The sequence below is a fragment of the Rubellimicrobium mesophilum DSM 19309 genome (genome assembly GCF_000600335.2).
GTDB lineage: Bacteria > Pseudomonadota > Alphaproteobacteria > Rhodobacterales > Rhodobacteraceae > Rubellimicrobium > Rubellimicrobium mesophilum.
The window spans coordinates 1-17,594 of record NZ_KK088619.1 but is presented as its reverse complement, the minus strand read 5'-3'; the positions used below and the strand labels follow the sequence as shown (position 1 = coordinate 17,594).

The following is a 17,594-nucleotide window of genomic DNA, read 5'->3' as shown; positions in this document are numbered from 1 at the left end:
GCCCCCCCCCCCGCCGCAACGGCGGGGAGCCGCCATCGTCGAAATCCTGATGAACGAGATGCCCTCCGGCGTCGTTAGTGCCGTGAGCCTAGGCCCCTGACCCGACCGGACGGGGTTCATTCGCACGGACAAGGAGACCGACATGGCCGACCGCCTGAAGATGCAGGACCCCCGCCACCAGTACCCCGCGCCGCCCTTTCCCGAGCAGCCGCAGCCGGCGCCTGGCCTGACGCGCAGGCTCGACCCCCCGGCGGACCACGGAGAGGAGAGCTACAAGGGCTCCGGCAAGCTGGAGGGGCGGCGGGCTCTCGTCACCGGGGGCGACTCGGGGATCGGCCGCGCGGTCGCCATCGCCTATGCGAGGGAGGGCGCGGATGTCGCGATCTCCTATCTTCCGTCGGAGCAGGCGGACGCGGACGAGGTCGTCGAGCTGATCCGTGCGGCCGGGCGCAAGGCCGTGGCCTTGCCGGGCGACCTGACGGACGAGAACTATGCGCGGGGGCTGCCGAAGCGCGCGGCGGACGAGCTGGGCGGACTCGACGTGCTGGTCATCAACGCGGGGCACCAGAAGTTCTTCGAGAAGTTCGAGCAGATCACGACCCAGGACTTCGACGAGACCATGAAGACCAACATCTATGCGATGTTCTGGACGGCGCAGGAGGCCTCGAAGATCATGCCCCCGGGCGCCGCGATCATCACTACAGCCTCGGTCCAGGCCTACGATCCGTCCACCACGATCATGCACTACGCCACCACCAAGGCGGGCATCGTGGCCTTCACCAAGGCCCTGGCCACGGAGCTGATCGAGAAGGGCATCCGCGCGAATTCCGTAGCGCCGGGACCGTTCTGGACCCCTCTCAACCCGAGCGGCGGGTCCTCGCAGGAGAAGGTCAAGAAGTTCGGGGAGGGGAGCAAGTTCAAGCGTCCCGGCCAGCCCGTCGAGATCGCGCCGGTCTATGTCCTGCTGGCCTCGCAGGAGGGGAGCTACATCACCGGCGAGGTCTACGGCGTCACCGGCGGCGAGGGGATCGCCTGAACACCCGTCGCCGGAGGCCGGCCTCAGGCGGCCGACGAGGCGCGCCTGAGCGTCGTGACCGTTGCCTCCCGTTCCTCTGGGCAACGCCCCTCGGCGGCCTGATCGAGAGCCTTCGCGAGAAGCTCCCGCGCGCCGATCCGTTCTGCGGCGGCCCTGGCGGCGGCGCGCTCCATGCGCGCACCCGAACGGTCCCCGGACGCGTCGAGCAGGTCGCCGAGGCGCAGGCGGAGGCGCGCGGCATGGTACTCGTGCCGGACGCTCGTCCAGAGCTGGCGCGCAAAGTGGAGGAGGTGTAGCGCCGCGACCGGGTCGCCCCCCTGCGCCGCGAGGTCGGCCCGCGCCTCGACCGCCATGGCCCGGATGGCGGGGATCGGGGTCGGGTCCCCCGGGCGGTCGAGCTCGTCCAGCGCCGCCTGCGCCTCGGCGGAGAGGCCGGCGGCTGCGGCGATCTGCGCCGCATTGGCCAGGAGCCATCCCCGGCGCTGGAGGCCGTACCAGGACCGGCTGCCGAGCGCCCGCTCGATGGAGGCGAGCGCGCCCCGCACGTCGCCCGAAGCGGCGAGGAGCTGCGCGAGGCCCGGCTCCGCGTCCCAGCCGAAGGCGATGGCCCGCTGATAGGCCTCCCCCGCGCCCTCGGGATCGCCCAGCATCGCGAGGATGTCGCCGCGGACTCGGCAGGCATCGCCGATCTCCCAGGTTCCTTCCCTGGTCAGGCCGTCGATGGCGTGGTCGATCTCGATCAGGGCCTCGGGAAGCTGCCCGACGGCGCCCAGCGTATCCGCGTGATGAAGGCGGCAGGCCCCGGTGATCTGCGCGAAGGCCATGTCGCACCAGAGCTCGAAGCCCGGGCACCATTGCGCCGCGCGCGACCAGTCGGCGAAGGTCCGACAGGTCCAGAGGATGGAGCAGTAGACGAGGCCACCGGACAGGGGATCGACCTCGCTCGACAGGGCGATGGCGGCGGCCTGATCCTGACAGGCCCGTCCTTCGGCGATCTGGCCCAGGGTGATGTGGTAGAACCCCTGATAGGCCATCGTGAGGGCGCGCAAGCTCGCCGATCCGGCGGCCTCGGCACACTCGATGGCCCGCCCGATGATGTCGAGCGACTCGTCGGGCCGGCCGGCGAAGACCGCATAACGCGACTTGAGCCAAAGGATGTAGGCCAGGGGTGCGAGCGCCGTGTCGGACCTCAGGAGCTCTTCCGCGCGCGCCAGCCAGGCGCGTCCGGCATCCGGGTGGCCGAGCTCGAGATGCACCTTGCTGAGCTGGGCCGCCGAGTGCGCGGCGCGCGCGTGATCGCCCAAGGCCAGATGGCCCTCGACCGCCCGGGCGTAGATCGGCGTCGCCCCCTTCGGCCGCGCGAGGCATTCCAGCGAGAAGGCCCAGAGGTCGAGGTCCTCGGGGCCGAGCCGATGCTCGCGATCGGCTTCGGCGAAGCGCTCGTCCGCCTCGCTCCAGCGCCGGTCGCCGGCGGCCTGCCGCGCCAGGGCCACGGCCTCGCTCCCAACGGGGGTCCGGGCGGCGAGGTCGGTCATCGACGCGCGGTCGAGGCCGAACCGGTAGCCGACGCGGACGATGCTCCTGAGCGACCCGTCGAGCCCGCCGAGCCTCAGGGCCCCGCGCGCGAGGCTCACGGCCCGCTGGAGGGAGGCTTCCGTCACGTGGAGGCCCGGCCAGAGCCTGTCCAGGAGCTCGTCCTTGGGCACCACCCGTCCGGCGTGGCGGACGAGGTAGGTCAGGAGGTCGAAGACCAGCGGTTGCATCGCGACCGGCTCGCCACGCAGCGTCAGGCTACGGGCCTCCTCGTCCAGATCGAACTCTCCGAAGGTATGCGTCGGCATTTCGATGCTCCGGCAATCGTCTCCGCGAGGGTGAATGATACGCCAATGGTAAGCCCGCGATAAGGACGGTTTGCCTGACCTCCCGGTATTGAGCCTGCACCACGTGATCGACGTGGCAACTCAGGGGCGGAGCCAGCGCGGCCGGACCGCCTGAAACCTGGAGAACGATCATGCAGACCTACGTCATCCGTCGCCCCAGCTTCTGTGCCGACATGGCCGAACTCGAGGCCTGCGGCAGGACGTCCGCCGAGGTCGGCGAGCAGATGAGCAGCCGCGTCCGCTGGATCCGCAGCTACGTCGTGGAGGAGCCCGACGGCCGTCTCGGCACCGTGTGCATCTACCAGGCCCGCGACGGTGAATCGATCCGCGAGCACGCGCGGCGCGTGGGCATGCCCGGGGAGGAGTTCTACCCGGTCGCGAGCACCGTCATCGTCCGTCCGGACCCTGTCGAGGCCGTGCCCGCCTGAGGCGCACGAGGCGGCCAGGCGGCCGCCGAACAGCAAGAGCCCTTTCATCGGAGATGCTTCAATGAACGTTTTGAGATCCGTCCTCGTGCTGGGCGTCCTGGCCGCTCCGGCCCTCGCCCATGATGCGCCATCGACCCCCTCCGACCCGACCGCCGTCACGGCCTCGCGCGCCGCGGCCGAGGCCTTCTACGACATCGACGCGGCCGTCGCCGCTGGCTACGAGCCTCTCTTCGACTGCACCGACCACGGCACGGATGGGGCGATGGGGCAGCACTACATCAATCCCGACTACGCCGGGGACGGGCGACTCGTGGTCGATGAGCCGGACGTCCTCATGTACGAGCCGCAGCCGGACGGGGCCATGCACCTCGTGGCGCTGGAATACATCGTGTTCCAGGCGCAGTGGACGGACGAGGCTCCGCCGACCTTCCTGGGCCAGACGCTCCAGCTCAAGTCGGCCGTCGGCACGCATCCCGTGGATCCCTTCTACGAGCTGCATGTCTGGCACTGGCGGTCGAATCCGTCCGGCATGACCGCGGACTACAACCCGAGCGTCACCTGCAGCTTCGCGGGCTGACCGCTTCCGGCCCCGGCCCCTCCTTATCGGGCCGGAGCCGTCGCTTCCCTTTCAGATGATGTTGACACCATGCAGATTGACGCTTCCATCGCACGCCCGGCCCCCATTTCCAGGGTTCGCCTCCCGAGCCTCCTCGGCTGGCTCGTCCGCCAGGACGCCCGGTATCGTCACGCTCGCCAAGTGGAAGAACTGAGCGACCATGTCCTGCGGGACATCGGGCTCACGCGGGCGGAGCTTCTGCGCGGCCGGCGACTGCCCTAGGCCTGCCGCCTCGCCAGAGTTCCGTCCAAGGCCGCCGGGTCAGATCGGCGGCCTTGCCGGTCCTGTTTCCTGCCAGGCATTTCGATTCAAGGATTCTCCATGGACGTTTTGGTCTTTGCCGCCAACATCATGTATGTGGCGACCTACTTCACCGGCAGCGTGCTTCGGCTTCGCCTGCTGACGCTTTGCGCGGGATGTTGCCTCACGATCTACTTCCTGGGCCAGCCGCACCCCATGCCCACCGTGGTGGCCTGGAACCTGTTCTTCGTGGGGCTGAACCTGGTCCAGTTGGGTCGCCTGCTGGCGGCACGGCGCGTCTGACGGTGGCCGGCTCGGGCTTATCGACCCGGCCAGCGATCCTTGGCCCAGGCCAGGGCGAACTGGAGCGACAGGCCCCCGGCCAGCATCAGGCTGTCGAGCAGCAGGTCCTCCCCCGTCCTCGTCTTGATGCCCTGGAGCAGCATGGCGAGGACCGAGCCCAAGGCGAAGGCGGGGAGAGCCTGCCGGCCCAGGAGCGCCAAGGGCGATAGCCAGACCGAGGCGCAGGCGCGCCGGACGGCCGGGATCGCCGACAGGAGATAGGCCAGGGCCAGCGCATGGAAGAGGCGCGGCGCGGTTTCCCAGACCTTGTGGAAGGCGGTCACGGTCCAAGGAAGGCCGGCCTCGTCCAGCCACATGAGGCCGTGGTTCAGGGGGCCGCCCACGGCCGGCACGATGCGCCAGACCAGCGCCATGGCCAGGAACGCCGACGTGATCCCGATCAGCCAGGCGTTGATCGGCACGAGGCGTCGCCCCTCCCTCAGGCGGATGCCGGTGAGCAGGCCCAGGACGAACAGGATCTGCCACGACAGCGGCGAGAACTGCCAGCCGCCGGACGCCGGCCAGGTCGGCACGTTCAGGCGGAAGGTCCCGGCGACGAGCCAGAGCATCCCCGACGCCGTCATGAGCAGCCCGGGCCATCGCCAGCCCAGCCAAAGGAGCCCGGGGGCCGCCAGCAGCAGGACGAAATAGAGCGGCAGGATATTGATGTAGCCCAACTGATGCAGGAGCAGCGGCAGGGCCACGAGCGTCTGGAGCGGGTGCCCCAGCAGCACGTCGACACCGTTCATGTGCAGGAGCCCCGGCGTATGGAACCAGAGCGCCAGGCCCGCGGCGATGCCGAGGACCGCCAGCGTCACCAGGAGGTGCACGAGGTAGAGCGTCCAGGCCCGCCCCCAGGCGCGGGCGAGGCCCGACCAGACCTCGCCACCCGGCCGGAAGGCCGGGCCGTAGGCGAGGCCCGCCGACACCCCCGACATGAGCACGAAGGCCTCGGCCGCATCCGAGAAGCCCCAGTTCCGTATGGTCAGGCTCTCATAGAAGTTGCCGGGCACGTGATTGACGAAGATCGTGACCAGCGCGGCCCCACGCAGCACGTCGAGCCGCGGGTCCCGCGCGGACCTGGCCTTCTTTGGGGCCTGCGGGGCGACGACCGCAGCCACCGGGCCGTTGACGGGCGGGGATAGCTCACGCACGGCCGATCTGCCTCGTGGGTTCCGGTGGCAGGTGGTCGGACCAGCGCAGCTCGACCGTGCTGGTGCGGCGCGACACGGTGGGCACCAGCAGCTCGTCGGGCGTGGCGAAGAGCCGTGACTGGGCCGGCCGGGACGTCCAGGCGATCAGGTTCGGCGCCAGGATCATCGGCCCGGCGAGAGGCAGCAGCCAGGGTAGGAGCGCCGGTGCGAGCCAAGCGGCCGCGAACAGGAGGGCGAGGCCCCACAAGGTGATCCACCAGGCGGCGCGCCAACCCTCGGACCAGCTCAGGGCTCCATCGCCCCGCGCCGTCGGAGGCCAGCCACCATCCCGTCCCAGGAGGACCTGGACCACGGAGCGCGCCTGGAACATCAGCAGGACGGGGGCCACGAGGCTCGATTGGCCAACTTCGGCGACCACCGAGGCGAAGAGGTGCAACCTCCCGCCGAACAGTTCCGCTCTCTCCCCGGCGCAGAGCGCGACCAGCAGCTTCGGCGCGAACAGAAGGCCGAGCACCAGGCCCGCGAGCAGGAGCGACCCCTCCACCGGGGCAGGGGCGACGAGGCTGAGAAGGACGAAGGCCAGCCAGAGGACCGGCGCCAGATACGCGAAGATGCCCTGGAGGAAGACGAAGCGGCTCCAGGCCCTCATTCCGGGCGCGAGGAGGATGCGCGCGTGCTGGAGGTTGCCCTGGCACCAGCGCCGGTCCCGCTTGGCATACGAGAGGATGGTCTCCGGCCCTTCCTCGAAGGAGCCGCCGAGGTCCGGGTCGAGGCGCACCGTCCACCCGGCGCGGGCGAGGAGCGCGGCCTCCACGTAGTCGTGGCTTAGGACGTGGCCGCCGAAGGGCGGAGCGCCCGCGAGCTCGGGCAGGCCGCAGCTCTCGGCGAAGGCGCGGACGCGGATGGCGGCGTTGTGGCCCCAGAAAGGCCCCGTGCGACCCTGCAGGCACGCCAGCCCGCGCGCGAAGACCGGTCCGTGGAAGGAGCCCGAGAAGGCCATCATGCGACCGAAGCGCGACTGCGCGCCCAGTATGACCGGCACGGTTTGGAGAAGCCCCAGGCCCGGGTCGCCCGCAAGACGGCGGAGCATCCGCGCGATCGTGTGACCGCTCATCAGGCTGTCGGCATCGAGGATCACGGCGGCTTCGTAGGCCGCGCCGGAGCGGCGGATGAAATCCTCGACGTTGCCGGCCTTGCGGCCCCGGTTGTCCGCACGGCGGCGATAGAAGATCCGGCCGATGACGCCCAATTCGGTCAGGAGGTGGCGGAAGCAGGCGGCCTCCTGGGCGGCGATGTCCTCGCGCCGCGTGTCGGAGAGGATCGCTATGTCCACCTGCTGTCCGATGCCGGCGAGGTGCAACTCGGCGTCCATGGCGCTGATGCGGGCGAAAACGGCGCGAGGGTCCTCGTTGCAGATCGGGACCAGGACCACGGCGCGGCCGAGGAAATCGGCCTCGGGAGGTGGCGGGGCTTCCGGCAGCAGGCCCAGAAGCGCGAGGGAGGCGCCGAAGGCGAGCCAGAACGTGGCCAGGAGGACGAGAAGGCCCTGCAGCACGGCCAGAAGGCCCGTGCCCTCGCCCCGAAGGAGAAGGCCCGCGGCCGCGACGGCCACGGCGGCCGCCACGCCCAGCGCGACGGCCCGGAAGAGGGCGGCCCGCTCCTCCATGCTAGCGGGCGAACCGGACCATCAGGCGCAGCCAGCGCCGGCGCCAGCGGATGCGGCGTTCCAGCACCTGGCGCGGCATGGCCAGCGGCGCGTCGGGGGGCAGTCCCTCGACGCTTTCCCGGAGGAGGGCCTCGAAGAGGGTCACGTCGTCCAGCATCAGGCGTTCACCCACTGGCAGGCCCAACTCTCGGAGAGCGTCCGCTCGAAGCCGGCGAGGTGCAGCATGATCTCGACGGTGGCGTCCTTCTCCGCCGTCACGTCCAGGACGACGCGCCAGTCGCCTCCCTCGGGGAGGCGTTCGAGAGTGGCGGAGACGAGATGTCCGCCCGAGACGGTCGCCACCGGCTGGATGGGGGCCTCCGAGGGCAGGTCGTCGAGGGGACCGCCCCGGAAATCGACCACGAACTTGCGGGCATTCTCCAGCGCCTCGATGCCGGCGACCCCGCCGACGCCCGCGCGCGTCGCGGCGACGATGGCGAGCGGGCCGTCCCAGTCGGGCGCGAGGTCGCCCCAGCGGAGCGTGTAGGCGAACTCGCGGGAGTCGCCGGCCACGACCTTGGCCTCGGGGACCCAGAGGGCCACGATGTTGTCGTTGGCCTCGAGGGCCGAGGGAATCTCCACGAGCCGCACGGCCCCCGAGCCCCAGTCTCCCTGCGGAACCACCTCGACCGAAGGACGGAGGTCGTAGCGGGCCCCGGGGTCCTGGAAGCTGTCGAAGTCGCGGTCCCGCTGGTAGAGGCCGAAGCTCCTCGGCGTCGGGCCCGTGAAGTAGGAGGAGGCGAGCTTCTCCGGGTTGCCGAGAGGGCGCCAGGTCGCGTCGCCGTCGGCCTGGACGATCCGCAACCCGTCGCTGTCATGGACCTGCGGGCGGTAGTCGTCGAAGTTCGCGCGGTTCTGGCCGGAGAACAGGAACATCGAGGTGAGGGGCGCGATCCCGAGCTCCTCCACGGCGTCGCGGAAGAACAGGCGCGCGGTCACGTCGATCTCGGTCACGGCGCCGGGGCGGACGGCGAAGCGGTAGGCGCCCGTCACGCTGGGCCCTTCGAGGGTGGCGTGGATCGTGGCGCTGCCCGCGTCGCGCGACAGGTAGAAGCGGGAGAAGCGCGGGAACTCCTCGGGTGCGATGACCCAGGTGTTGACGGCGAGGCCACGCGCGCTGGCGCCGTAGACATCGTCGCGGCCCAGGGCGCGGAAGTAGCTGGCGCCCACGAAGGAGACGACCTCGTCCGAGCGGTCGGGGCGGTTCAGGGGATAGTTGAGGCGGAAGCCCGCGACCCCGGGAAGCTCGCCATCCGCCGGAACCTTGCCCGCGAGCGTGCCGAAGTAGTCGAAATCCTCGGTGGTGAAGCGCAACTCTCGCGCCGTGCCGTCGGTCACGTCGAAGAGCCTGACCGGCTCCGGGAAGAGCCAGCCCATGTGGAATGCGCCGAGCCGCCAGGCGTCGGGCCCGTCCTGCCAGCGGGACTGCCCATCGCGGAAGCGGATCATGCGGTAGCCGTCGTAGTCGAGGTCGCCCCACCAGGATTCGGGCGGCGTCGCGGGCGCCCAGGGTCGGCCGGCGGCGGCGCGCATCTCATCGGTCAGGGCGTCGAAGGAGAAGGGCTCCCCTCCCTCGGCTGCGGCGGCGCGGGCGGCACGAGGCAGCAGAGCTGCGGCCACGGCCAGGTTCAGGAGGTCTCTCCGTGACAGGAAGGCGTTAAAAGGTAAGGACATTCTCTCGCGACAGATTGGCAGGACCGCACCTGCGTGGCCGAGTGGAGCAGTTGCGGCTCAATGCTGCACCTGCAAGAGCAGGGGACGGGGCATCGAGGCGAACCGAGGGCAGGCCGGTTGGCAGAAGCCCTTGTTCTAGGCCAGGAAAGTTAAGATACGATGAACGGCAGCATTCGGCCGATGCATAACCGTTATGCAACGACTGCGTAGCTGTCGGGCGGATTGCCCGCCGATCAGGCAGCACGACAAGCTGTCCCGGGTGGAACTATCCAGGCATGGCCCGGTTCCTGCAAGCCCTCGTCCGGAGTAGATTCGCGGAGGAGGAGCAGCATGGCCGAGCCGACATCCCGCCTCTCGACGCACGATGTATCGAACCAGCCGGTGCCGGGCGGGCCGGTCGATCCCTGGGCGGACGATCCGGTCCTGCGCGGGCATGTCGTGGCCCGAGGTGCACCCGTCGAGCCGATGGAGCGCTTTGGGCACGCCCTTCTGGAGGACGATGCCTGGGGCCTTGGGGGAGGCTGCGCGACGGCATCCGCCGGAGCTCGCGACCTTCGACCGTCACGGGCGCAGGCTCGACGAGGTCCGCTTCGTCCCCGCCTACCACCGGTTGATGAGGCTGGGCCTCGAGGGGGGCTATGCGGCGCTGCCGTGGCAGGGTGGCCCCGGGGGGCAGGTCGCCCACGCGGCCCTCGTCTACCTGATGACTCAGGTGGAGCCGGGCCTCTGCTGCCCCATGACCATGACCTATGCGGCCGTCCCGGCGCTGGAGGCAGGCGCCGACCTCGCGGCGCTCTGGCGGCCACGGCTGATCTCGGGCCTCTACGATCCTTCGACGATCGCCGTCGGCGGCAAGGCGGGCGCGACGCTTGGGATGGCCATGACGGAGAAGCAGGGCGGGTCGGACCTGCGGGGCAGCAGCACGGTGGCGGTCCGGGATGGAGAGGATTGGCGGCTGACGGGGCACAAGTGGTTCTGCTCGGCCCCCATGTCGGACGGCTTCCTGACGCTGGCGCGGACGGATGCGGGGCTGAGCTGCTTCCTCGTGCCCCGCTGGCTGCCGGACGGGAGCCGCAACGCGATCCGGCTGATGCGGCTCAAGGACAAGATGGGCAACCGCGCCAACGCCTCGGCCGAGATCGAATACGAAGGGGCTTGGGCGCAGATGCTGGGCGAGGAGGGGCAGGGGTCCGCGCGATCCTGCGGATGGTGCACCACACGCGGCTCGACACCGCCATGGCACCGGCGGGGCTGATGCGGGCGGCCCTGCGGGAGGCGGTGCGATGGTGCGAGGGGCGCGTGGCGTTCCAGCGGCGGCTGATCGACCAGCCGCTGATGCGAATGGTGCTGGCGGACATGGCGCTCGACTGGGAGGGGGCGCTGGCGCTGGGGCTGCGGGTCGCGGCCGCCTTCGACGACCCGGGGCAGAAGGCCTTCGCCCGGGTCGGCGTGGCGCTGGCCAAGTTCCTCTCCAACAAGCGCTGCGTGCAGGTGACGGCCGAGGCGATGGAGTGCCTGGGCGGCATGGGCTACGTCGAGGAGACACCGATGCCGATGCTCTACCGCGAGGCGCCGCTCAACGGCATCTGGGAGGGGTCGGGCAACGTGATCTGCCTCGACATCCTGCGGTCGCTGACGCGCGAGCCCGAGGCACGGGCGGCTCTGGAGGCGGAGCTGGACGCGGCGAAGGGATTCGACGCCGGCTATGACGTGGTGCTGGAACGCCATCGGACGCTTTGGCCCGGGCTGCCGGCGGACGCGGAGGCGCGGCTCTTCGCCGAGCGGACGGCGACGCTCCTCACGGCCTCGGTGCTGTTGCGGACGGTGCCCGGCCCGGTGGCGGAGAGCTACGTCCGGGGCCGGCTCGACCCGGAACGGGGCGGGAGATGGGGTCGGCGCGCGGGCTGGACGTGGGAGCGATCCTGGCGCAGGCGAGGTGACGGCTCCCGATCCGGTGAGGCCGGAGGGATGGAAGGGAACGGGCGGTCCGCTGCGCCGTTTGGCTTCGGCTACGTAGGAAGGAGGACAGCCATGGCCGATGATCGCGAGGAACGCATCCGCGAGCGGGCCTACCGGCTCTGGGAGCAGGAGGGACGGCCCCACGGGCGGCACGAGGACCACTGGCATCAGGCGAGCCAGGAGGTCGGCGACGAGCTCTTCGAGCAGCAGGGCGCGACCGACAGCGACGAACGGCGCGGGGCGCTCGACGGCGGTCTCCTGCCGCAGGACGCCCTTGTCGCGCCGGGTGGCCCTGCCGGATCGGGGCTTGCCGGGCTGGGCATGATGGAGGAGCCCGAGGAGGAGCGGGCCCACCGGCAGCAGGGCTGAGGGGTCAGGCGCTCCAGGTCCGGGTCGGGCCCGAGTCGATGTGGGTGAAGTCGGAGCCGTGGTAGCGTCCGACGCCGCCGATCTGGAGCCATTCGGCGTAGTCGGCCACCTGCTCCATGGGCACGCCGTCGAGCCGGATGTCGGCGGCGCGGCGATGGGTGTGGAAGCTGTTGGAGGCCGCGCCCTTGCCCTGCTGGCGGAGCATGTTGTTGGTGCGCTTGGTCCGGTAGCCCGAGAGGAGCGTGATCCTGCCGGACTGGCCGTCGCGCCGCGCCGCGTCGGACAGGGCGGCGAGGCCCCAGTAGATGCGCGGGTCGATCTCGGGGTGCTTGTCCTCGCGCCAGTCGCGGAACAGCCAGTCGAGCCGCCGGATCGCGCGGCGGTCGTAGTTGCCATCGTCGAGGAAGCGCAGCGCGAGGTGCTCGCCCGTGTTCTGGTTGGTGACGTCGAGGTAGGAATCGGCCGAGCGCATGACGCTGTCGAGCCGGCTGCCGGGACGCGACGGATCGGGCAGGGGATCCCGGCCGAGGCCGCAACCGGACAGGAGTGGCAGGGCCAGCCCTCCGCCCAAGGTGCGAAGGACGGTGCGTCGTCCGAGGAAGGTGTCCCCTGGGGTGCCTGTGGTCATGCTGTGCCTCTGCCCGATGCCGATTCCGGCTTGGGGGCGAGGCTACACCGTTCCGGCCGATCGGAGAATGGGCCGGATGGGCACAAGATGTTTCGAAACCGGGCCCATGTGACGCCGGCCCCTCACCATTCGGCGAAGCTGCCGTCCTTGAGGCGCCAGATCGGGTTGCGCCAGCGGTGGCGGTCCTTGTCGGCCTCGCGCACCGCGCCCTCGTCGATCTCCACGCCCAGGCCCGGGCCCGTCGGGATGGGGAGGAAGCCGTCGACCGGGGTCAGGACCTCCGGGTTCATCACGAAGCTCAGGAGGTCGGCGCCCACGTTGTAGTGGATGCCGAGGCTCATCTCCTGGATGGCCACGTTGGGCGCGCAGGCGGCGAGCTGGAGGCAGGAGGCGAGCGCCAGCGGGCCCAGCGGGCAGTGGGGAGCGACGGCGACGTCGTAGGCCTAGGCCATCGCGGCGATCTTGCGGCATTCCGAGAGGCCGCCGGCGTGGGACAGGTCGGGCTGGATGATGTCCACGATGCCGCGTTCGAGGAAGGGCTTGAAGTCCCAGCGGGAATAGAGGCGCTCCCCCAGCGCGATGGGGGTGGAGACGAGGCCCGCGATCTCGCGAAGGCCCTCCGGGTTCTCGGAGAGGAGGGGCTCCTCGATGAAGAGGAGGCCCAGCGGCTCGAGGAGCTTGGCGAGCTGCTTGGCCATGGGGCGGTGGATGCGGCCGTGGAAGTCGAGGCCCACGTCCATCCCCTCGGCCTGCGCGGCCTGCACGCGCTGCACCACGTCGGCGAGGAGCTTGGGCGTGCCCAGGAAGTCGAGCTCGGCGGTGGCGTTCATCTTGACGGCGGAGAAGCCCTGCTCGCGACGGGCGCGGGCGGCGTCGGCGATCTCGTGCGGGCGGTCGCCGCCGATCCAGGCATAGGCGCGGATGCGGTCGCGGACGAGGCCGCCCAGCATCTCCCAGGCGGGGAGGCCCGTGATCCGCCCCTTGAGATCCCAGAGCGCCTGGTCGAGGCCGGAAAGGGCGGACATGAGGACCGGCCCGCCCCGGTAGAAGCCGCCCCGGTAGGCGACCTGCCAGATGTCCTCGATGCGGCGCGGGTCGTGGCCCACGAAGCGGTCGCGGATCGGCTCGAAGGCGCCGACGACGGATTCGGCGTGGCCTTCGAGGCTGGCCTCGCCCCCAGCCGACATGGCCGTCGGAGGACTCGACCCGGACGAAGAGCCAGCGGGGGCGGGACGGTGAAGGTCTCGATGCGGGCGATCTGCATCGGGCGGGCTCCCTTCTCAGTCCGGTGGCCTGGGGCGCGAAGATAGCTCGCCGGCCTCGCGCGACAGCAGGAAGAAGAACGGCCGAGCCATCCCCTTCCGTTCCATGATGCCGATCACATGGCCCGCATCGACGCGGCGGAGGTGGTCGGCGATCGGCCGGCGGTCGTAGATCAGGGCGATGCCGCTCCGGCCACGGAACACGCGCGGGGCGAGGCGGGCGGCGGGGCCGCGCGCCCGGAGGAGCGGGCCCAGGGCGGCGAAGGCTGCGCGCACGGGGCGGCTGCGGGCGAGGGCGGGCCAGCGCAGGGCCACGCGCGTCGGCATGAGCGCGGGTTCGAGAGGGATCACCTGTCCCGAAGGGAGCCGGAAGAGCAGCGGATGGACCCGCTCGGGGCTCTCGACCGCCTTGCCCTGCCAGCCCAGCGCCTCGAGCAGGCCATCCAGCGGGTGATCGGTGGGCAGCGTCCGCCCTCGCCATCGGCCGATCACGGCCTCGGGGTCGGGCGCCGGGAGCTGGTCGATGCAAGCCAGCGCCTCGGGCGTGGAGAGGCCGCGGGCCTGCCAGTCCGACAGCCACGCGGGGATATCCGGGCCGTCCTTCTCCCGTTGGCTCATCAGACTGGCTCCGGCCTGGACCACTGAAACGTCCGACACGGTGTCGGGTTCGGTCTTCGAGTGGGCCTCAGCCGGGCCGCCCGAGCGTCACCGACCCCAGGAACAGGTGCAGCATCAGCGGATCGAGGGGCTTGTGAAGGAGTTCCACGCCGATGCGGCGGGCCTCCCGCAGGACCTCGGGGGTCCGGTTCGCCGTGACGATCCTCGTGGGCACCCGCCCGATCCTGCGGCGCAGGCGCCGGATCGCCGCTGTCCCGGTCTCGCCCTCGTCGAGCTGGAAGTCCACCAGCAGGGCATCCGGGGCGCGCCCCTCCGCCTCGATCAGCCGGAGCGCCTCGGCGCCCGAGCCTGCGTCGAGAACCTCGACCCCCCAGCCGCGCAAGAGGAGGGCCAGGGCCCGACGCATGTCGAGGTCGTTCTCGATCACGAGCACGGTCAGGCCGTCGTGCCGCCACTCGCCGGTCGCCCCCGTCCGCCGCGACTCGATGGGGTAGGGGCCGATCCGCTCGGCGCGCGGGGCGCTGATGGTGAAGGCCGTTCCCCGCCCCAGGACCGACTCGAGCGTCAGGGGGTGCCCCAGCATCGCGCAGGCGCGGTCGACGATGGCCAGGCCGAGGCCCAGCCCTTCGCTCGCCGAGGCGCGACGGCCGAGGCGGTGGAACTCCTTGAAGACGTTCTCCTGCTCGGCTTCCGGGATGCCCGGTCCGGTGTCGAGCACGCCGATCCGCACGCCCAGCCCGGTGCGCCGGGCCCCCACCAGCACGCCCCCCCGGTCGGTGTAGCGGATCGCGTTGCCGATCAGGTTCTGCAGGATGCGCTTCATGTAGGACGGGTCGGTCATGATCCGGAGCGACGAGGGAACCACGACGAGCCGCAGGCCCTTGAGCGCCGCCGCGGGCGCGAACTCGTCGCGGAGCTGGGCGAGCAAGGGGCCGAGCGCGACGGGGCGAATCTCGGCGGAGGCGCGGCCGGACTCGAGCTTGGAGATGTCGAGCAGGGCCTCGATGATGTCCTGGACGCTGCTGAGAGCGTTCTGCGCCTTGGTGACGACCTCGCGGTGGAGGGGCTCGCCGAGCTCGTCCGCGATCGAGGACAGGTAGAGCTTGGCGGCCGAGAGCGGCTGGAGGAGGTCGTGGCTCGCCGCCGCGACGAAGCGCGTGCGGGACGCGTTGGCGCGCTCGGCCGCCGCGAGGGCGTCCTCCAGCTCCAGCGTGCGGGAGGCGACGCGGGCCTCGAGCATCTCGTTGGCCTCCGAGAGGGCGCGGGCGGCCTCGCGCTCGGCGCTCACGTCGGTGACGCTCATCACGAAGCCCTGGTCGGGCATCTCCTCGGCCGAGACGTCGAGCCACTGGGCCTCGCCTCGGTGGAGGCCGAAGCGAAGGGGAGGGCGGCGGTCCCGCCGCCGCGTCCAGCCCAGAACATCCTGGACCGAGGTCCCGACGGGCGTGGCCTCGGCGAGGAGGCGGCGGAAGGCGGGCTCGAAGTCGAGGCCCGGCCGGAGTTGCTGGAGGGGCAGGCCGAGGAGCGTCCCCAGGCGCAGGTTGAAGCCGGCGAGGCGGCCCGCCTTGTCCACGATGCAGACGCCCTGGCTGAGGTGCTCGAGCGTGGCGCGGATCAGGCGGGCCTGATCGTCGAGGAGGCGGCCCTGCTCCTCGCGCTCGGCGCGGATGACGTCGGTCACGTCCGTCTGCATGATGACCGTCTGGCCACCGGCCATGCGATGCTCGCTGACCTGGATCCAGCGGTCCCCCGCGAGGCGGACGTTGAGCATCACATGGGGCTCGCCGTGGCGGGCCATGCGCGTCACGGCCCATTCCTCGGGCATGGTGCCGGGCGGCAGGTCGAGGTGCGAGCTGCGGCTCACCAGCCGGACATAGTCCTCGAACGGGAGGCCGGGGGTCAGGGTCCCCCGCAGGTCGGGGAGGTTGAGGCCGAAGCGAGAGTTGCAGAGGACCAGACGGTCGTCCGGGTCGAAGAGCGCGAAGCCCTCCTGGATCGTCTCGATGGCGTTGGCGAGGTCGGAGCGGGCGCGCTCGGTCTCGCGGTTGGCGGCGGCGAGGCGGGCGTTCGATTCGTTGAGGAGGTCGAGCGCGCGCTCGAGGTCGCGTGTGCGCTCGCGCACCTTGTCCTCGAGGAGGACGGCGCGCTGGAACTGGGTATAGGCGGCGCCCCGGTCGTCGCCCGCCTGCTCGACGCGGCGCATCAGGGCGTCGCAGATGCGCCCGAGCTTGTCGAGCTGGCGCTCCAGCGGCTCGTCGGGGTCGAGGAGGGCGGAGGTCGGCATGGGCCTATTCCTCGTTCTCGGGCGCGAAGATCGCGATGCCCGTCATGGTCTGGTTCACGTGCATCCCGTTGATCTGCTCGCCATAGGTGCTGAAGCCGACGACGCGGTTCCGGGCCAGGACGGCCGAGAGGGCGCGGGTCTGCTGGGTCTGCTCGGCCTCCAGCCGCCGCAGGATGCAGTCGCAGGCCCAGATCGCCTCGGCCTGCCGCCCCCGGCCGATGCGCGCCAGCTCCCGCTCCAGATGGGCGGCCATGTCCTCGGGCTCGGCCAGGGTCAGGACCAGCCCCTCGTCGATGGCCGAGAAGAAGACGAGATCGCCGTTGTCCAGCATCCGCTGGATCGCGCGGACGTGATGGGTGCCGCCGAAGCGGACCACCACGGGATGCGCCGCGAAGGTGAAGGCCGAGAGCTGCTCGGGGTCCTTGCCGAGGACGCGGGCGTATTCGCGGGCGGCGGGCTCGGCGTTGATCTGGCGGACGATGCGGCGCGAGGGGTCGGCCTCGGTGACGACCATGCGCGTCGCGGTGGGGCGCAGGTGATTGAGCGTGAAGACCTCGACCTCGCAGTCGGTGCGGATCATGCAGAGCACGGCGGCGTGGCGCAGCACCTCGCCGCCGAGCGCGACCAGGGTCTCGCGGAAGCGGCTTCCGTCGCCGGCCGAGCCGCCGAAGAGGGGGACCGGCCCGAGCCCCGGCGCGAGGGCGGCGACCAATTCGTCCTCGCGCACCGAGAGGCCGTCCACGAGGAGGAAGGCGAACTCGTGCCCCCAGCGCGGGGCCTGGGCCATGAGGGTGGTGCGGGCGCGGATCATGTCGCCCACGAGGGTCTGGCCGTCGAAGGCGTCGAGGTCGGGGACGAGGATCGGCACCGCGACGAAGTGATCGCGCGGGAGGCCCACGGCGACGATGGCGCCCTCGGCGTAGCCGCCCCCGCCGATCTCGCCCGCCGTGGTGCAGCCGGTGACGACCGCGCCGGGATAGCGCTCGGCCGCGCCGGCCATCACGGCGGCGAAGTCCGCGTCGGAGCTCACGAACAGGGCCAGGAAGGCGAGGTCGCGACCGAGCGCGTCGGCGAGTCGGTCCAGCGCGCCGGCCTCGTCGTGGGGAGCCTGCGCGGTCCTGACCCGGGGCAGGCCGGACCGGGACGCAGAACTCGCCGTCGGGCTCCGCTCCATGGGGCTCTCCTCCCGCTGGGGACCCCCGGTTGTTCCCGTCGGGGGCTCCGGGCGACCTTAGAGGCCCGGTCCTTCCTCCTGCAAGATGGCGGCGAAGGAGGCCTGGCGGGCCAGCAGCACGGCCTGGGTTCGGGTTTGGACGCCGAGCTTGCGCATGATGGCGGTGACGTGGGCCTTGACGGTGGCGTCGGCGATGGCGAGGTCGTAGGCGATCTGCTTGTTGAG

Annotated in this window: 17 protein-coding genes and 1 pseudogene; 7 read left to right on the top strand and 11 right to left on the bottom strand. The window is 71.2% G+C overall.

The window, feature by feature from the left end:
- Positions 1-142 precede the first annotated feature (142 nt).
- Positions 143-1,036 carry an SDR family oxidoreductase gene (locus RUMESO_RS21165; protein ID WP_037283431.1) on the top strand — a complete coding sequence of 298 codons (894 nt, stop codon included), beginning with the start codon at positions 143-145 and terminating at the stop codon, positions 1,034-1,036.
- Positions 1,037-1,059: 23 nt separating this feature from the next.
- Here the strand turns inward: RUMESO_RS21165 and RUMESO_RS21160 are convergent, their stop codons facing one another.
- The gene (locus tag RUMESO_RS21160) at positions 1,060-2,877 is read right to left on the bottom strand and encodes a winged helix-turn-helix domain-containing protein (RefSeq protein ID WP_051521578.1); all 1,818 of its coding nucleotides are present in this window, start codon (positions 2,875-2,877) and stop codon (positions 1,060-1,062) included.
- A gap of 170 nt (positions 2,878-3,047) precedes the next feature.
- On the opposite strand from RUMESO_RS21160, the gene RUMESO_RS21155 reads away from it, so the two are divergent.
- From RUMESO_RS21155 to RUMESO_RS27555, 4 genes are all read left to right on the top strand, one after another.
- On the top strand, positions 3,048-3,344 hold the full coding sequence (locus RUMESO_RS21155) for a nickel-binding protein (RefSeq protein WP_037283429.1): 297 nt from the start codon (positions 3,048-3,050) through the stop codon (positions 3,342-3,344).
- A gap of 61 nt (positions 3,345-3,405) precedes the next feature.
- On the top strand, positions 3,406-3,921 hold the full coding sequence (locus tag RUMESO_RS21150) for a hypothetical protein (protein ID WP_037283427.1): 516 nt from the start codon (positions 3,406-3,408) through the stop codon (positions 3,919-3,921).
- A gap of 69 nt (positions 3,922-3,990) precedes the next feature.
- Positions 3,991-4,182, top strand: coding sequence for a YjiS-like domain-containing protein (locus RUMESO_RS28710; protein WP_037283425.1), 192 nt, complete (start codon positions 3,991-3,993; stop codon positions 4,180-4,182).
- A gap of 99 nt (positions 4,183-4,281) precedes the next feature.
- A complete protein-coding gene (locus RUMESO_RS27555) occupies positions 4,282-4,503 on the top strand; it encodes a hypothetical protein (RefSeq protein ID WP_037283423.1) in 222 nt (73 codons plus the stop codon).
- Positions 4,504-4,520: 17 nt separating this feature from the next.
- On the opposite strand, the gene RUMESO_RS21135 is transcribed toward RUMESO_RS27555, so the two are convergent.
- Genes RUMESO_RS21135 through RUMESO_RS21125 form a run of 4 tightly spaced genes read right to left on the bottom strand, consistent with a single transcriptional unit; the run spans position 4,521 to position 9,075 of the window.
- A complete protein-coding gene (locus RUMESO_RS21135) occupies positions 4,521-5,696 on the bottom strand; it encodes an OpgC family protein (RefSeq protein ID WP_245639370.1) in 1,176 nt (391 codons plus the stop codon).
- Positions 5,689-7,362: a glucans biosynthesis glucosyltransferase MdoH gene (gene mdoH / locus RUMESO_RS21130; protein WP_051521577.1), complete on the bottom strand. Its 1,674-nt coding sequence runs from the start codon at positions 7,360-7,362 to the stop codon at positions 5,689-5,691. The genes RUMESO_RS21135 and mdoH overlap by 8 nt, the downstream gene beginning before the upstream one ends.
- A 1-nt stretch (position 7,363) precedes the next feature.
- Complete coding sequence (locus RUMESO_RS25425) at positions 7,364-7,519, bottom strand: hypothetical protein (protein WP_156363052.1); 156 nt, start codon at positions 7,517-7,519, stop codon at positions 7,364-7,366.
- Positions 7,519-9,075 (bottom strand): OpgD/OpgG family glucan biosynthesis protein, encoded by a 1,557-nt coding sequence (locus RUMESO_RS21125; protein WP_156363051.1) that lies wholly within the window; start codon positions 9,073-9,075, stop codon positions 7,519-7,521. Before RUMESO_RS21125 ends, RUMESO_RS25425 begins: the two co-directional genes overlap by 1 nt.
- A gap of 499 nt (positions 9,076-9,574) precedes the next feature.
- On the opposite strand from RUMESO_RS21125, the gene RUMESO_RS28705 reads away from it, so the two are divergent.
- On the top strand, positions 9,575-10,330 hold the full coding sequence (locus tag RUMESO_RS28705; protein WP_425414939.1) for an acyl-CoA dehydrogenase family protein: 756 nt from the start codon (positions 9,575-9,577) through the stop codon (positions 10,328-10,330).
- Complete coding sequence (locus RUMESO_RS28700; protein ID WP_425414938.1) at positions 10,282-11,403, top strand: DUF2934 domain-containing protein; 1,122 nt, start codon at positions 10,282-10,284, stop codon at positions 11,401-11,403. Before RUMESO_RS28705 ends, RUMESO_RS28700 begins: the two co-directional genes overlap by 49 nt.
- Before the next feature lie 4 nt (positions 11,404-11,407).
- Here the strand turns inward: RUMESO_RS28700 and RUMESO_RS21110 are convergent, their stop codons facing one another.
- The 6 genes and pseudogenes from RUMESO_RS21110 to RUMESO_RS21085 form a co-directional block, all read right to left on the bottom strand.
- Positions 11,408-12,031, bottom strand: coding sequence for a YcbK family protein (locus tag RUMESO_RS21110; protein ID WP_055725579.1), 624 nt, complete (start codon positions 12,029-12,031; stop codon positions 11,408-11,410).
- Between the two features lie 122 nt (positions 12,032-12,153).
- Positions 12,154-13,218: pseudogene (dgoD, locus tag RUMESO_RS21105) on the bottom strand (galactonate dehydratase).
- A gap of 93 nt (positions 13,219-13,311) precedes the next feature.
- Entirely contained in the window at positions 13,312-13,911 is a 600-nt protein-coding gene (locus tag RUMESO_RS21100) for a GXWXG domain-containing protein (protein ID WP_051521575.1), read from the bottom strand.
- A gap of 67 nt (positions 13,912-13,978) precedes the next feature.
- On the bottom strand, positions 13,979-16,195 hold the full coding sequence (locus tag RUMESO_RS21095; protein ID WP_037283417.1) for a hybrid sensor histidine kinase/response regulator: 2,217 nt from the start codon (positions 16,193-16,195) through the stop codon (positions 13,979-13,981).
- A 4-nt stretch (positions 16,196-16,199) separates the two neighbouring features.
- Positions 16,200-17,369, bottom strand: coding sequence for an FIST N-terminal domain-containing protein (locus tag RUMESO_RS21090; protein ID WP_037283414.1), 1,170 nt, complete (start codon positions 17,367-17,369; stop codon positions 16,200-16,202).
- 57 nt (positions 17,370-17,426) lie between these two features.
- Positions 17,427-17,594: response regulator transcription factor (locus tag RUMESO_RS21085; protein WP_037283412.1), on the bottom strand; the 168-nt coding region annotated here is incomplete at its 5' end.

Coding starts and splice junctions, on each gene's coding strand:
- RUMESO_RS21165 (WP_037283431.1), top strand. CDS start 143: ATGGCCGACCGCCTGAAGATGCAGGACCCCCGCCACCAGTACCCCGCG.
- RUMESO_RS21160 (WP_051521578.1), bottom strand. CDS start 2,877: ATGCCGACGCATACCTTCGGAGAGTTCGATCTGGACGAGGAGGCCCGT.
- RUMESO_RS21155 (WP_037283429.1), top strand. CDS start 3,048: ATGCAGACCTACGTCATCCGTCGCCCCAGCTTCTGTGCCGACATGGCC.
- RUMESO_RS21150 (WP_037283427.1), top strand. CDS start 3,406: ATGAACGTTTTGAGATCCGTCCTCGTGCTGGGCGTCCTGGCCGCTCCG.
- RUMESO_RS28710 (WP_037283425.1), top strand. CDS start 3,991: ATGCAGATTGACGCTTCCATCGCACGCCCGGCCCCCATTTCCAGGGTT.
- RUMESO_RS27555 (WP_037283423.1), top strand. CDS start 4,282: ATGGACGTTTTGGTCTTTGCCGCCAACATCATGTATGTGGCGACCTAC.
- mdoH (WP_051521577.1), bottom strand. CDS start 7,362: ATGGAGGAGCGGGCCGCCCTCTTCCGGGCCGTCGCGCTGGGCGTGGCG.
- RUMESO_RS25425 (WP_156363052.1), bottom strand. CDS start 7,519: ATGCTGGACGACGTGACCCTCTTCGAGGCCCTCCTCCGGGAAAGCGTC.
- RUMESO_RS21125 (WP_156363051.1), bottom strand. CDS start 9,075: ATGTCCTTACCTTTTAACGCCTTCCTGTCACGGAGAGACCTCCTGAAC.
- RUMESO_RS28705 (WP_425414939.1), top strand. CDS start 9,575: ATGCCTGGGGCCTTGGGGGAGGCTGCGCGACGGCATCCGCCGGAGCTC.
- RUMESO_RS28700 (WP_425414938.1), top strand. CDS start 10,282: ATGGTGCACCACACGCGGCTCGACACCGCCATGGCACCGGCGGGGCTG.
- RUMESO_RS21110 (WP_055725579.1), bottom strand. CDS start 12,031: ATGACCACAGGCACCCCAGGGGACACCTTCCTCGGACGACGCACCGTC.
- RUMESO_RS21100 (WP_051521575.1), bottom strand. CDS start 13,911: ATGAGCCAACGGGAGAAGGACGGCCCGGATATCCCCGCGTGGCTGTCG.
- RUMESO_RS21095 (WP_037283417.1), bottom strand. CDS start 16,195: ATGCCGACCTCCGCCCTCCTCGACCCCGACGAGCCGCTGGAGCGCCAG.
- RUMESO_RS21090 (WP_037283414.1), bottom strand. CDS start 17,369: ATGGAGCGGAGCCCGACGGCGAGTTCTGCGTCCCGGTCCGGCCTGCCC.